The 13,126-nt window shown below is 71.1% G+C and carries 13 protein-coding genes; 6 read left to right on the forward strand and 7 right to left on the reverse strand.

Translation table 11 applies throughout. The features are described from left to right. The first annotated feature begins 8 nt into the window (after positions 1-8). The 3 genes from J5X86_RS20590 (at position 9) to J5X86_RS20600 (ending at position 4,495) form a co-directional block, all read left to right on the forward strand. A complete protein-coding gene (locus tag J5X86_RS20590; RefSeq protein WP_208518218.1) occupies positions 9-1,568 on the forward strand; it encodes a glycoside hydrolase family 3 protein in 1,560 nt (519 codons plus the stop codon). A gap of 51 nt (positions 1,569-1,619) precedes the next feature. Beyond that, the gene (locus J5X86_RS20595) at positions 1,620-2,690 is read left to right on the forward strand and encodes an SIS domain-containing protein (RefSeq protein WP_078643519.1); all 1,071 of its coding nucleotides are present in this window, start codon (positions 1,620-1,622) and stop codon (positions 2,688-2,690) included. Positions 2,691-3,025: 335 nt separating this feature from the next. Continuing rightward, entirely contained in the window at positions 3,026-4,495 is a 1,470-nt protein-coding gene (locus J5X86_RS20600) for a sensor histidine kinase (RefSeq protein ID WP_208518219.1), read from the forward strand. A gap of 183 nt (positions 4,496-4,678) precedes the next feature. On the opposite strand, the gene J5X86_RS20605 is transcribed toward J5X86_RS20600, so the two are convergent. Continuing rightward, a complete protein-coding gene (locus J5X86_RS20605; RefSeq protein WP_014054815.1) occupies positions 4,679-4,936 on the reverse strand; it encodes a WhiB family transcriptional regulator in 258 nt (85 codons plus the stop codon). A gap of 318 nt (positions 4,937-5,254) precedes the next feature. Then, positions 5,255-6,223 carry a diacylglycerol kinase family protein gene (locus J5X86_RS20610; protein WP_078643522.1) on the reverse strand — a complete coding sequence of 323 codons (969 nt, stop codon included), beginning with the start codon at positions 6,221-6,223 and terminating at the stop codon, positions 5,255-5,257. An 80-nt stretch (positions 6,224-6,303) separates the two neighbouring features. On the opposite strand from J5X86_RS20610, the gene J5X86_RS20615 reads away from it, so the two are divergent. Then, on the forward strand, positions 6,304-6,849 hold the full coding sequence (locus J5X86_RS20615; protein WP_208518220.1) for a hypothetical protein: 546 nt from the start codon (positions 6,304-6,306) through the stop codon (positions 6,847-6,849). Positions 6,850-7,179: 330 nt separating this feature from the next. Here J5X86_RS20615 and J5X86_RS20620 read toward each other — a convergent pair whose 3' ends face one another. The 4 genes from J5X86_RS20620 to J5X86_RS20635 form a co-directional block, all read right to left on the reverse strand. Next, complete coding sequence (locus tag J5X86_RS20620; protein ID WP_374229274.1) at positions 7,180-8,085, reverse strand: RNA polymerase sigma factor SigF; 906 nt, start codon at positions 8,083-8,085, stop codon at positions 7,180-7,182. Positions 8,086-8,102: 17 nt separating this feature from the next. Beyond that, positions 8,103-8,516, reverse strand: a complete 414-nt coding sequence (locus J5X86_RS20625; protein ID WP_014054819.1) for an anti-sigma regulatory factor — start codon at positions 8,514-8,516, stop codon at positions 8,103-8,105. Positions 8,517-8,762: 246 nt separating this feature from the next. After that, on the reverse strand, positions 8,763-9,308 hold the full coding sequence (locus J5X86_RS20630) for a GNAT family N-acetyltransferase (protein WP_208518221.1): 546 nt from the start codon (positions 9,306-9,308) through the stop codon (positions 8,763-8,765). Between the two features lie 112 nt (positions 9,309-9,420). After that, positions 9,421-9,681, reverse strand: coding sequence for a UBP-type zinc finger domain-containing protein (locus tag J5X86_RS20635; protein ID WP_059147777.1), 261 nt, complete (start codon positions 9,679-9,681; stop codon positions 9,421-9,423). A gap of 77 nt (positions 9,682-9,758) precedes the next feature. On the opposite strand from J5X86_RS20635, the gene J5X86_RS20640 reads away from it, so the two are divergent. Then, on the forward strand, positions 9,759-11,369 hold the full coding sequence (locus tag J5X86_RS20640) for a Na+/H+ antiporter (RefSeq protein WP_208518222.1): 1,611 nt from the start codon (positions 9,759-9,761) through the stop codon (positions 11,367-11,369). Positions 11,370-11,421: 52 nt separating this feature from the next. Here the strand turns inward: J5X86_RS20640 and J5X86_RS20645 are convergent, their stop codons facing one another. Next, positions 11,422-12,012, reverse strand: a complete 591-nt coding sequence (locus J5X86_RS20645) for an N-acetylmuramoyl-L-alanine amidase (RefSeq protein WP_208518223.1) — start codon at positions 12,010-12,012, stop codon at positions 11,422-11,424. Positions 12,013-12,182: 170 nt separating this feature from the next. Here J5X86_RS20645 and J5X86_RS20650 point away from each other — a divergent pair, with 170 nt between their 5' ends. Next, the gene (locus J5X86_RS20650) at positions 12,183-13,094 is read left to right on the forward strand and encodes a glutaminase (RefSeq protein WP_208518224.1); all 912 of its coding nucleotides are present in this window, start codon (positions 12,183-12,185) and stop codon (positions 13,092-13,094) included. Positions 13,095-13,126: the final 32 nt, after the last annotated feature.

Here is a 13,126-nt window from a genome sequence, read left to right on the forward strand (position 1 = left end):
CCCGGTTTATGACGACCCTCGCGCATGACTCCGCCACCCTCACCCGCGACGCTCTCACCGTTCTGCAGCCCGGGTTCACCGGAACCACCGCCCCCGACTGGCTGCTGCGGCGGCTCGGCGAGGGGCTCGCCTCGGTCGGCCTGTTCGGCCGGAACATCGCCTCGCCCGAGCAGCTCGCCGCCCTCACCGCCGAGCTGCGTGCCGAGCGTGACGACGTCCTGGTGGCCATCGACGAGGAGGGCGGCGACGTCACCCGGCTCGAGGTGCGCGCCGGCTCCTCCTTCCCCGGCAACCTGGCGCTCGGCGCCGTCGACGACCCGGAGCTGACCCGGGCCGTCGCCCGCGAGCTGGGCCGCCGCCTCGCGGAGTGCGGCGTCAACCTCAACTGGGCGCCCTCCGCCGACGTCAACTCCAACCCGGACAACCCGGTCATCGGCGTGCGCTCCTTCGGCGCCGAACCCGGGCTCGTGGCCCGGCACACCGCCGCGTACATCGAGGGCCTCCAGAGCGCCGGGGTCGCCGCCTGCACCAAGCACTTCCCCGGCCACGGCGACACCGCCACCGACTCCCATCACGCCCTGCCGCGCATCGACGCCGGACTCGACACCCTGACCGTCCGCGAACTGGTGCCCTTCCGCGCCGCCGTCACCGCCGGGACCAAGGCCGTGATGAGCGCGCACATCCTGCTGCCCGTGCTCGACCCCGACCTGCCCGCCACCCTCAGCCCCGCCGCGCTGCACGGCCTGCTGCGCCGGCCCGTGGCCGACGGCGGCCTCGGCTTCGACGGGCTGATCGTCACCGACGGCATGGAGATGCGGGCCATCGCCGACGCGTACGGCATCGAGCACGGCAGCGTCATGGCGATCGCCGCGGGCGCCGACGCGATCTGCGTGGGCGGCGGGCTCGCCGACGAGGACACCGTGCTGCGGCTGCGCGACGCGCTGGTCACAGCCGTCATCGAGGGACGGCTGGCGGAGGACCGGCTGGCCGAGGCGGCGGCGCGGGTGCGCGCCCTGGGGGAGTGGACGCGGCACTCCGCCGGACCGCGCGCGGCGCACGGCATCGAGCCCGCCGCGGGGGTGGGGCTCGCCGCCGCGCGCCGGGCGCTCAGAGTCACTCCGGCCGGGCTGTCGTACGAGCCGGTGACCGGGCCCGCCTATGTCGCCGCCCTCACCCCGGTCGCCAACATCGCCGTCGGCGAGGAGACCCCCTGGGGCGTCGGCGCCGAACTGGCCCGGCTGCGCCCCGGCACCGGGACCGCCACCTACGGGCGGCAGGACGCCGAGGCCCGGGGCGTCCCCGCGCTGATCGAAAATATGCTCGACACCGCGGCGGACCGTAGGATCGTCGCTGTGGTCCGCGATGTCCACCGGCACCCCTGGATGGCCGACGCGCTGGACGCCCTGCTCGCCGCCCGGCCGGAGACGGTCGTCGTCGAGATGGGAGTGCCCCAGGCGCCGCCCGCCGGAGCGCTGCACATCGCGACCCACGGCGCCGCCCGGGTGTGTGGACGGGCGGCGGCCGAGGTGATCGCCGGCATCGGCGCCGGTGACCACTCCGGGGACTGATCCCCAGCCCCCTCAGCACAGCCGGCACAGAGCCACCTGGAGGCACCCAGCATGTCCGCCACGACGACGGCCCAGCGCAGCGACCAGCCGGGCCGGATCATGTCCGGCGAGATGGCCGAGCAGCCCGCCGTGCTGCGCCGCATCCTCGACCAGGGCGCCCCGCGGATCCGCGAGGTCGCGGAGCGGATCGCCGCCCGCAACCCGCGCTTCGTCCTGCTCACCGCCCGGGGCACCTCGGACAACGCGGCGCTGTACGCCAAGTACCTGCTTGAGGTGCTGCTCGGCAAGCCGTGCGGTCTGACCTCCATGTCCACCACCACCGCGTACGGCGCCCAGCCGGACCTCACCGATGTGCTGGTGATCACCGTCAGCCAGTCCGGCGGCTCCCCGGACCTGGTCGCCTCCACCGAGGCCGCCCGCGCGGCCGGTGCGATCACCCTGGCGGTGACCAACAACGCCGACTCGCCGCTCGCGGCCGTCTCCGAGTTCCACATCGACGTCCTGGCCGGGCCGGAGAAGGCGCTGCCCGCGACCAAGACCTACACCGCCGAACTCCTCGCCCTCTACCTCTTCGTGGAGGGGCTGCGCGGCGGCGACGGCGCGGCCGCCAAGGCGCTGCCCGACCTCGCCCAGCAGATCCTCGACCGCCAGGACGAGGTCCGGCAGCTCGCGGCGCGCTACCGCTTCGCCGAGCGGATGGTCCTCACCTCCCGGGGCTACGGCTATCCGACCGCCAAGGAAGCCGCCCTGAAGCTGATGGAGACCAGCTACATCCCGGCGCTCTCCTACTCCGGCGCCGATCTGCTGCACGGTCCGCTCGCCATGGTCGACAACATCTCGCCGGTGATCGCGATCGTCACCGAGGGCAAGGGCGGCCAGGCGCTGCAGCCGGTCCTGGAGCGGCTGCGCGGCCGGGGCGCCGACCTCGTCGTCATCGGCAGCGCGTCGGAGGTGGAGCGGGCCTCGGCGGGGTTCGCCCTGCCGACGGACGGGGTCGCCGAGGAGCTCCAGCCGATCCTGGAGATCCTCCCGCTGCAGATGCTGGCGTACGAGGTGACGATCGCGCGCGGCCAGGACCCGGACGCGCCGCGGGCGCTGGCGAAGGTGACGGAGACCCGCTGAGGGCGTACTGCCGGGGGTACGAAAACGGCTCCCGCTGCCTTCGACGAGGCGCGGGAGCCTGAGTATGACGGGTGGGACACCCGCGGGCCGCGGCGCCAGGGCGGGACCCTCAACCCACCCGGCACCGCAGCCCGGAGTTGCATCGGCCGAGCGGCCGACCTGAGGACCCCGGGCGGTCAGGGCAGAGCGCTCCGGGCTCCTCGATCCGCCCTCCTGTGCGGGGAGAGCGGAAGATCGCAGTGCTCGATATTCTGGACTAGACCACTGCTGTCTGTCCATGCTTATGCGCGAATAGGCTAATCCACCGGTGAGGGTAGGCTCACAGTGTGCCCTCCATGAACGACCTCGTCCGCCAGCACACCGCACTCGACGACTCCGACCTCGAGTGGCTCCATCTGCTGGTCTCGGAGTGGCAGCTCCTCTCCGACCTCTCGTTCGCCGATCTCGTGCTGTGGGTCCCCACCAGCGACGGCACCCGGTATGTCTCGGTGGCCCAGATGCGGCCGAACACCGGACCCACCTCCTACCAGGACGACATGGTCGGCCATCTCGTCCCCCGCGGCCGCCGTCCCATGCTCGACGCCGCCCACGACGAAGGCCGGATCGTCCGGGAGGGCGACCCCGAGTGGCGCGAGGAGGTACCGGTCCGGGTGGAGTCCATCCCGGTCCGGCGGGAGAGCCGGGTCCTCGGGGTGATCGCGCGGAACACCAATCTGCTGACCGTACGGACCCCCAGCCGGCTGGAGCTCACCTATCTCCAGAGCGCGTCCGACCTCGCCCAGATGATCGCTGCCGGATCGTTTCCGTTCCCCAATCAGCAGGTCGACATGGACGCGTCACCGCGCGCGGGTGACGGGCTGATCCGGCTCGACGCGGACGGGGTGGTCCAGTACGCGAGCCCCAACGCGCTCTCCGCCTACCACCGCCTGGGGCTCGCCGCCGATCTCGTCGGCCACCATCTGGGCAAGACCACCGCCGAACTCGCCCCGGTGCGCGGCCCGGTGGACGAGGCGCTGGTCAAGCTGGCCAGCGGCTGGGCGCCCCGGGAGTTCGAGGTCGAGGGCGGCGACGGGGTCATCCAGCTACGGGCCATTCCGCTCAAGCCCAAGGGGCTGCACGTCGGCTCGCTCGTCCTGCTCAGGGACGTCACCGAACTGCGCCGCCGCGAGCGCGAGTTGATCACCAAGGACGCCACCATTCGGGAGATCCACCACCGGGTGAAGAACAACCTCCAGACGGTGGCCGCCCTGTTGCGGCTGCAGGCCCGCCGGATGGATTCGGCGCAGGGGCGGGAGGCGCTCAACGAGGCGGTGCGCAGGGTCGGCTCGATCGCGATCGTCCATGAGACCCTCTCCCAGAACCTCGATGAGCGGGTCGAGTTCGACGATATAGCCGATCGGGTGCTGGCCATGGTGGCCGAGATATCGCCCGGAAAGGTGACCGGCCGCCGCACCGGGCGATTCGGCATCCTCGACGCCGAGGTCGCCACCCCGCTGTCCATGGTCCTGACCGAGGTGCTGCAGAACGCGCTGGAGCACGGCTTCGGACCGGGGGAGCAGGGCACGGTCGAGGTCACGGCGGTGCGCGGTGGCAGCGGTGAGGAGAGCCGGCTGGTGGTGACCGTCCAGGACGACGGGCGCGGGCTGCCCGAGGGGTTCGACCCCCAGCGGGCCGGAAACCTGGGCCTGCAGATCGTCCGCACCCTGGTGGAGGGGGAGCTGGGCGGGACGTTCGACATGGTGCCCGCCCCGGAGCGCGGTACCCGCGTGGTGCTGGACTTCCCGGTGGGTGCCGAGAAGCACTGAGTGTCGTGCCGGGAGAAGCACTGAGACGCTGACCACATCCCCGCAACTCCCGGTGGGTCACAGCCCCGTACCCGGAAAGCACTGAGCCCCGGACCCATCTGGTCCGGGGCTCAAAGCTCAATTTGCTGTGCGCATCGGGGGTACTACGCGCTGCGGCTCGGGGGCCACGGGGTGCTGCGGGCTTCAGGCGCTGGCGTTGCGTGCCCGGTTGCGAGCGGCACGGCGCTTCATGGCGCGGCGCTCGTCCTCGCTCATTCCACCCCAGACGCCGGAGTCCTGGCCGGACTCAAGCGCCCACTGCAGGCACTGCTCCATGACGGGGCAGCGGCGGCAGACGGCCTTGGCTTCCTCGATCTGCAGCAGCGCAGGACCGGTGTTGCCGATGGGGAAGAACAGCTCGGGGTCTTCCTCGCGGCAAACGGCGTTGTGACGCCAGTCCATGGCTGCTCCATCTCCTCGTATTGCGGGCTCGTTGCTTGTGAATGTGAACGCTTTCACGAATCCCCCCGCAAAGGGTAGGGACGCCAACCAGTTGGGGCTGGTTCAGTCCCGTGGAATGAGGTGGGGGTTCGGGCTCTCAAGGGGGCCTTCTGGAGGCCGTCCCGATCGCCAAGAAGAGACTCGCAAACCTCGGCGGCGGATACAACCCCTTCCGGAAAGTTTTTTTTGATTCCTTGGTGTCGACTCGGTCACAGCCGTACTTCCGGTGGGTGGAGGCCAGCCTAAACGTTCGAGTGGAAGGACTTTTTGCGGTCTCACTCACACAATCACACGCAGTGCACGGCGTACGCCTGTGAACGTCACGCTCGTACGCAGTCCCAGATGGTCACCGTCCATCTGGAACGGCAGTGGCGCCTGGGATTGCAAGGTGAAGTCCTCCACATCGTGGAGCCCCACCACATGCTTGCCGCGGGGGCCGCGCTCGGGCGTCGACATCAGTAGCTGGGTCGCGTAGCGGGTCACCGCCGACGTCGACAGCTTGGTGAGTCCCAGCACGTCGAGGGCGGTGTCGAAGGACGCCTGAGGGGACGCGTAGACCGGGCGGTTGCCGAGAAACGTCCACGGGGAGGTGTTGCAGACTATCGACAGCGCCAGCCCCTCGATCGGGTCCTGGCCCGGCCGCCGAATGGTGATGGCGCCCTGCCGCCGATGCGGCTCCCCGATGAACTGCCGCACCATCTGGCGTATGTAGAGCGCGTGGGTGGACCGCTTGCCGCGCTCGCGCTGCTGCTCGACCCGGCCGATGACGCTCGCGTCGAAGCCGAGCCCGGCGCAGAAGGTGAACCAGCGGGCCGGGACCGACTCGTCCGGGGTGCCGGGGGTGCCGGCCGCGAGTCCGAGGCCCACGGTGCGCTCGGTGCCGTCCCGCAGCGCGTCCAACAGGGCGCCGGTCGCCTCGACGGCGTCATTGGGCAGCCCCAGCGCGCGGGCGAAGACATTGGTGGAGCCGCCCGGGACGACCGCGAGCCGGGGCAATTCACGCGGGGCGGGGCCGTGGTGGAGCAGTCCGTTGACGACCTCGTTGACGGTGCCGTCGCCGCCCAGGGCCACGACCAGTTCATGAGTGCCGCCGTCGACCGCCCGCCGGGCCAGATCGCGCGCATGGCCCCGGTACTCGGTGGTCACCACGTCCAGCTTCAGATCGCTGGCGAGCGCGTGGAACAGAACATCCCGAGTGCGGGCACTGGTGGTGGTTGCTGCCGGATTGACCACAAGGAGCGCGCGCATGCGCGCCAGCCTACCTATCCGAGACGACCGGCCCGAGGGGGGTAGGGTCCGGGCGGCCCGGGGGCGGCTACGCTGCTGGGGTGAGCAGTAAGAAGTCCGCTACCGCGAAGAAGGCACAGAGAGCCACGGCGCGGAAGGCGACCGAGCGGAAGACGGCGGCGCAGCGGGCCACGGCCCGGCCGGACGCCGAGGCCGCCGCCAAGGCGACCGGCGCCGCCGACGACGCGCCCACCGGGCCCCGCCCCACCCGGCTGACCGCCGCCGCGGTGCTGGCCGCCGCGGAGGGCGTGGTGCTGCTGGGCTTCGGCGTCTACGTACTGATCATGGGGCTGGCCGGAGACCCGGAGAGCCCCCGGCAGGCGGAGATGCTCGGGGTCACCGTGGTCGCGCTGGCCCTGCTGCCGCTGCTGGCGGCCCGCGGGCTGTGGCTGCGGCGCCGCTGGAGCCGCGGCCCCGCGATGATCACTCAGCTCATGGCGCTGCCGGTGGCCTGGACGCTGGTGCAGAACGGCGGCGGGCTCATCGCCGCCGGGGTGGTCACCGCCATCGCGGCCCTCGCCGTCCTGGCGCTGCTGATCAACCCGACGGCGACCGAGGCCCTCGGCATCGGCCCCCGCGACGCCTAGGCCCTGTCCGGCGGATCTTCGCGGGCCCGCCCCTTCCCGCAGCATCGCTGTGCGGCTCCGCCGCGTGGGGGCCCGGCCCCGGCCCCGCCGGGGCTCCGCCCCTGGACCTCGCTCCTCAAACGCCGGAGGGGCTGGATTGCGTTACCAGGGGCTCCGCCCCTGGTACCCCGGATTCTGAGGCGGAGTCCTGCCACGCGGCGGAGCCGCATATCGGTGCCGCCGGCGGAGCCGCATTTCGGCGCTGCGGGAAGGCGCGGAGTGGCGAGCGGCCTGCCGATGGCACGGCCGGTGCCCGGGGTGGCCCCGGGCACCGTGGGGCGTGCGCCCTCGCTACTCCTCGACCAGCAACTTGTCGCGCAACTGCGCGAGTGTGCGGGCCAGTAGCCGGGAGACATGCATCTGGGAGATGCCGACCTCCTGCGCGATCTGCGACTGCGTCATATTGCCGAAGAAGCGCAGCAGCAGGATCTTCTTCTCGCGCGGCGGCAGATCCTCCAGCAGCGGTTTGAGCGACTCGCGGTACTCGACGCCTTCCAGCGCCTCGTCCTCCGCGCCGAGGGTGTCGGCGACCGCCGGGGACTCGTCGTCCGTATCCGGTACGTCAAGGGACAGGGTGCTGTAGGCATTGGCGGACTCCAGCCCCTCCAGCACCTCCTCCTCGGAGATGGACAGCTGCTGGGCCAGCTCATGGACGGTCGGGGCGCGGCCATGGCGCTGGGAGAGCTCCGCGGTGGCCGTGGTCAGCGACAGCCGCAGCTCCTGCAGCCGGCGCGGCACCCGCACCGCCCAGCCCTTGTCGCGGAAGTGGCGCTTGATCTCGCCGACGACCGTGGGTGTCGCATAGGTCGAGAACTCCACCCCGCGGTCCGGGTCGAACCGGTCCACGGATTTGATGAGCCCGATGGTGGCGACCTGGGTGAGGTCGTCCAGCGGCTCACCGCGGTTGCGGAAGCGCCGGGCCAGGTGCTCCACCAACGGCAGATGCATACGCACGAGGTTGTTGCGCAGCTCGGCCCGCTCGGTGGAGCCTTCCGGCAGCCCGCGCAGCTCGAGGAACATCGCCCGCGCGCCGCTCCGGTCATGTGGATCGTGCTGCTGATGCACCTGCTCGTGCTGATCCATGTGGTCCGCCCGCTCTGGTCGGTCTCCTGCCGCCTCCGAGTCCGCGGGATGCGGCCGGGCCGGCGGGTGCGGGATGGCCGGGGTACCCACTCCCCGCGATGATGCAGTGCTCACGGAGCCCCCTTTTTCCGTCACGGCTGTCCGGGGCCGGCGCCGCGCTCCTTGTACAGGCTGATGCTGACCGTTCGGTCCTCGGCCACGGTCGAGTCCACCTTGCCCGCCAGTGCGGAGAGCACCGTCCAGGCGAAGGTGTCGCGCTCGGGGGCGCGGCCGTCGGTGGTGGGCGCCGAGACGGTGACCTGCAGTGCGTCGTCGATCAAGCGGAAGACGCAGCTCAGCACACTGCCGGACACGGCTTGCTGCAGCAGGATCGCGCATGCCTCATCTACGGCGATACGCAGATCCTCGATTTCGTCGAGGGTGAAGTCCAAGCGGGCTGCGAGGCCGGCGGTCGCCGTACGCAGCACCGACAGATAGGCACCCGCAGCGGGCAGCCGGACTTCCACGAAGTCCTGGGTCCCGGGCTCGCCTGCGATCTGGGACACCCTCACCTCCAAGGTGACACAAGCTGATTGAGCTGAGCTGATTGGAGCGTCGGCCCCGAACCCTTATGGTGGAGGGTGGACGGACCGGCGCTGTTTGTACTTTGGCTGCGACGCTATCGCGATCTGCGGTTCGGTGTCGCCCGGACGAAGCACGGCCCCCATCACGGGTGAACCCCGGCCCACAGAGCCGCGATATCACTCATAGTAAGCACATGAGTACGCAGCGTGGCTAGAGGGTTTGCGGTCTCAATTCGAAAGAGATGTCGCCTCACTCAGGGAATCGCTGGTCACGGCGGTGCCCATGGCCTGAGCGGCCAGCCCTCGCAGTGGCTCTCCCGAGAGCCTGCGCACCGTCCATTGATCCATCGGCTCCGCGCCGAGCGCGGCGTAGAAGCCGATCGCGGGCTCGTTCCAGTCGAGCACCGACCATTCGAAGCGGGCATAGCCCCGCTCCACGCAGATCCGCGCCAGCTCGGCGAGCAGCGCCTTGCCGTGGCCGCCGCCGCGGGCTCGCGGGGTGACGTACAGGTCCTCCAGATACACGCCATGGGTGCCTGTCCAGGTGGAGAAGTTACGGAACCACAGGGCGAACCCCACCGGCCCGCCGGGCTCTCCGGCGCCACCGGTCTCCTCGGCGATCAGCGCGAACACCGCGGGATGCGCCCCGAAGAGCGCCTCGCGCAGCTGCTCCTCGGTGGCCTTCGCCTCCTGCGGAGCCCGCTCGTAGTCCGCCAGCTCGCGGATCATCGCATGGATCGCCGGGACGTCGGACGGCTTCGCTGATCGGATCATGTGTGAAGGCTAACGGCCCGGGCCGACAAACGCGGAGGTCGATCTCCCACATTGCGCGGAAAACGCCAAGACCAGGGCGTTCGCGGAGCCGGACCTACACGAAGAGCCGGACCTACACGATGAGCTGATCCACATAGCACCAGTGCCACTCCTCGCCTTCCTCGAAGCTGCGCATCACCGGATGGCCGGTCTCCTCGAAGTGCCGGGTGGCGTGCTGGTACGGCGAGGAGTCGCAGCAGCCCACGTGGCCGCACACCAGACACTTCCGAAGCTGGACGGGATGGCTGCCGACCGCCAGGCACTCGGGACAGGTGTCGGACCGCGGCTCCGGCTCGGGGCGCGGCAGTGCGGGAACATGCAGGCACTCGCTCATGATTGCCAGACTAAAGCGCCGCGTGGGCGGATCACATGGACGACCGTCGGCACGACCGGCGGGGACGGGGTCGGTCGATGGACGTATTGCCGTTGTTGATGCTGGTCGCGGGCAGTGCGGTGGTCGCCGGCGCGGCCCGCAGGACCCCGGTGCCCGCGCCGCTGTTGCTGGTCGTGGTCGGGCTCGTCGGCTCGTACGTCCCGGGGGTGCCCGACTACACCCTGGACCCGCATATCGTGCTGCCCCTGGTGCTGCCGCCGCTGCTGCACAGCGCCGCGCTGGACAGCTCGTATCTGGATCTGCGCGCCAATCTGCGGCCGATCGCGCTGCTCTCGGTCGGGTATGTGCTCTTCGCCACGGTCGCGGTCGGCGTGGTCGCCCATCTGATGATCCCGGGGCTGCCGCTGACCGCCGCGCTGGTGCTGGGCGCGGTGGTCGCGCCGCCGGACGCCGTGGCCGCCACCGCCATCGCCCGCCGGATCGGGCTGCCCTCCCGGCTCACCACGCTTCTGCAGGGCGAGTCCCTCTTCAACGACGCGACCGCGATCACCGCCTACCGGGTGGCGCTGGCCGCGGCGGTGGGGGAGGGCGTGAGCTGGGCCGAGGGCGTGCGGGAGTTCGCCTTCGCGGCCGTGGGCGGCGTCGTGGTCGGTCTGATCCTGATGGTGCCGCTGCACTGGCTGCGCATCCGGCTGCGGGACCCGCTGCTCCAGAACACCCTCTCGCTGCTCATCCCCTTCGTCGCCTACGCCACCGCCGAGCAGTTCGAGGCGTCGGGTGTGCTGGCCGTCGTGGTGGTCGGGCTCTACCTCGGACACCACTCCTGGCAGGTCGACTTCGCGACCCGGCTCCAGGAGGCCGCGGTCTGGCGGATGATCGATTTCGTGCTGGAGTCGGCGGTGTTCGCGCTGATCGGGCTGCAACTGCGGGTCGTGGTGGGCGGCCTGGGGGAGTACAGCGCGGGCGAGGCCGCCTGGTACGCGGCCGTGGTCTTCCTGGCCGTGGTGGCCGCCCGTTACGTCTGGGTCTTCCCGTCGACCTTCGTGCCGCGGATGCTCTTCCCGGGCATCCGCGAGCGCGAGCCCGGCACCAACTGGACCGCGCCGGTCGTCATCGGCTGGGCCGGGATGCGCGGGGTGGTCTCGCTGGCCATCGCCTTCTCGATCCCGCAGACCATTCACGGCGGGGAACCCTTCCCGGCCCGCAATCTGATCCTCTTCCTGACCTTCACGACCGTCATCGGCACGTTGGTCGTCCATGGGCTCACCCTGCCGTCCCTGATCCGGCTGCTCGGGCTGCCGGGCCGCGATCCGCGGGCCGAGACGCTCGCCGAGGCACAGGCGCAGAACCAGGCGTCACTGGCGGCCGAGAGCCGCCTGGGGGAGCTGCTCGACGAGGAGCGCAACGCCCTGCCGCCGCCGCTCGCCGACCGGCTGCGTACGGTGCTGGAACAGCGCCGCAACGCCGTATGGGAGCGGCTCGGGGCGGTCAACGAGGTGACCGGCGAATCGGCGGACGAGACCTATCGGAGGCTGTCCCGGGAGATGATCGAGGCCGAGCGGAAGGTGTTCGTGGACCTGCGGGACGCCCGGCGGATCGACGAGGAGATGCTGCGGTCGCTGCTGCGCCGGCTGGACCTGGAGGAGGCGGCGCTCTACCGGGAGGGGGCCGCGGAGGAGGGGGCCTGAGGCCCACCGCCCCTCCGCGGCCGTCCAGCGCCCACGCTTCCGGGCGAGGGTGCTACTTGAGCCGCTCGTGGATCCGGTCGCGCATCGCGGCCATGGTGAAGCCGCGCGGATCCACCTTGCCCGGCTGCCATTCGAGGTGGCCGATCACCGAGCGCTCGGTCCAGCCGTGATGGCGGCACACGGCCGCCGCGGCCCGCGCGATCGCGTCGAGCTGGGCCTCGGGCCACGGGTCCTCGCCGTCGCCCAGGTTCTCGCATTCGAAGCCGTAGAAGGCGCGGTTGCCATCGGTGTTCGCCTCGTTGTCGGGCGGCAGGGCCTTCTCGGCGATCACCGCCCGCAGGACGTCGTCGTCGCCAAGACCGGCGTGGTTGGCGCGGCCGTAGCCGACCAGATGGACGCCGCCGTCCTTGGCGATCACGCCGTGGCACAGCGGGCCGGGCAGCCCCTCGAAGCCGTCCCGGCAGATCTCCACCGTCTGCTCGGTGCCGGAGGTGACGGTGTGGTGGATCATCACCCCGTGCACCGGGCCCCACGGGCCCTTGTGGTTTCTGTTGTGGTCCCGCCAGTCGCCGACCTGCGTCACCCGCACGCCCTCGTTCGTCAGCGCCGCCAGGAAGTCCCCCGCGGACATGGGTGAGGCCATGACCGCCTCCGTTCTGGTCGTACGGCGGGCCCCGGTCGCGGCCCGCCTCGTTCACCCGCTTGCTTACCCATCGCACGCACATAAACACATGGGGTGATGAGTGGTGGGGGGCGCGTTATCGTGCGAGCCGATCCATCCGTTCCACATCGCACCGGGAGACGCACCGCACCATGGACTACCAGGCAGTGCTGGACGAGGTCGCGGCCCATGTGAAACCGCAGATCGGCCGGGGCCGGGTGGCGCAGTACATCCCGGCGCTCGCCTCGGTGGACCCGGACCGTTTCGGGATCGCCCTCGCCGACGTCGACGGCCATGTCACCGGGGTCGGCGACTGGGAGCGGCCCTTCTCGGTGCAGTCCATCTCCAAGGCGTTCAGCCTCGCGCTCGTCCTCGCCGAAGACGGCGAGAAGGTGTGGCGGCGGGTCGGCCGGGAGCCCTCGGGCAACCCCTTCAACTCCCTTGTGCAGCTCGAGTACGAGAACGGCATCCCGCGCAATCCGTTCATCAACGCCGGGGCGCTCGTCGTCACCGACCGGCTGCAGACCCTTACCGGCGACGCCAGCACCACCATGCTGGACTTCCTGCGCGCCGAGAGCGGCAATCCGGACCTCGCCTTCGACCAGGAGGTCGCCGTCTCCGAGTCCGCCCATGGCGACCGTAATGCCGCCGTCGCCCACTTCATGGCGAGCTACGGCAACCTCCACAACCCCGTGCCGACCGTCCTGGAGCACTACTTCTGGCAGTGCTCGATCGAGATGAGCTGCCGCGACCTGGCCCTGGCCGGGGGTTTCCTGGCCCGCCACGGGCTGCGCGCGGACGGCTCCCGGCTGCTGTCGCAGAGCGAGGCGAAGCGGGTCAACGCGGTCATGCTCACCTGCGGTACGTACGACGCGGCGGGCGACTTCGCCTACCGCGTGGGGCTGCCCTGCAAGAGCGGCGTCGGCGGCGGCATCGTCGCGGTGGTCCCCGGCCGCTGCACGCTGTGCGTCTGGAGCCCCGGCCTCGACGCCCGGGGCAACTCGGTGGCCGGAGTGGCGGCCCTGGACCACTTCACCACGCTGACCGGCTGGTCCGTCTTCTAGCGCCCGGCCGCCCCCTGCCCCGGGGCCCGGCT

It is taken from the genome of Streptomyces sp. NEAU-YJ-81, assembly GCF_017592595.1.
GTDB classification, from domain to species: Bacteria; Actinomycetota; Actinomycetes; order Streptomycetales; family Streptomycetaceae; genus Streptomyces; species Streptomyces hygroscopicus_B.

What these genes read in the sequence shown, in the direction of transcription:
- J5X86_RS20630 (WP_208518221.1), bottom strand. Translation starts at nt 9,308, where the DNA reads ATGATCCGATCAGCGAAGCCGTCCGACGTCCCGGCGATCCATGCGATG.
- J5X86_RS20640 (WP_208518222.1), top strand. Translation starts at nt 9,759, where the DNA reads ATGGACGTATTGCCGTTGTTGATGCTGGTCGCGGGCAGTGCGGTGGTC.
- J5X86_RS20590 (WP_208518218.1), top strand. Translation starts at nt 9, where the DNA reads ATGACGACCCTCGCGCATGACTCCGCCACCCTCACCCGCGACGCTCTC.
- J5X86_RS20645 (WP_208518223.1), bottom strand. Translation starts at nt 12,012, where the DNA reads ATGGCCTCACCCATGTCCGCGGGGGACTTCCTGGCGGCGCTGACGAAC.
- J5X86_RS20635 (WP_059147777.1), bottom strand. Translation starts at nt 9,681, where the DNA reads ATGAGCGAGTGCCTGCATGTTCCCGCACTGCCGCGCCCCGAGCCGGAG.
- J5X86_RS20600 (WP_208518219.1), top strand. Translation starts at nt 3,026, where the DNA reads ATGAACGACCTCGTCCGCCAGCACACCGCACTCGACGACTCCGACCTC.
- J5X86_RS20610 (WP_078643522.1), bottom strand. Translation starts at nt 6,223, where the DNA reads ATGCGCGCGCTCCTTGTGGTCAATCCGGCAGCAACCACCACCAGTGCC.
- J5X86_RS20595 (WP_078643519.1), top strand. Translation starts at nt 1,620, where the DNA reads ATGTCCGCCACGACGACGGCCCAGCGCAGCGACCAGCCGGGCCGGATC.
- J5X86_RS20605 (WP_014054815.1), bottom strand. Translation starts at nt 4,936, where the DNA reads ATGGACTGGCGTCACAACGCCGTTTGCCGCGAGGAAGACCCCGAGCTG.
- J5X86_RS20650 (WP_208518224.1), top strand. Translation starts at nt 12,183, where the DNA reads ATGGACTACCAGGCAGTGCTGGACGAGGTCGCGGCCCATGTGAAACCG.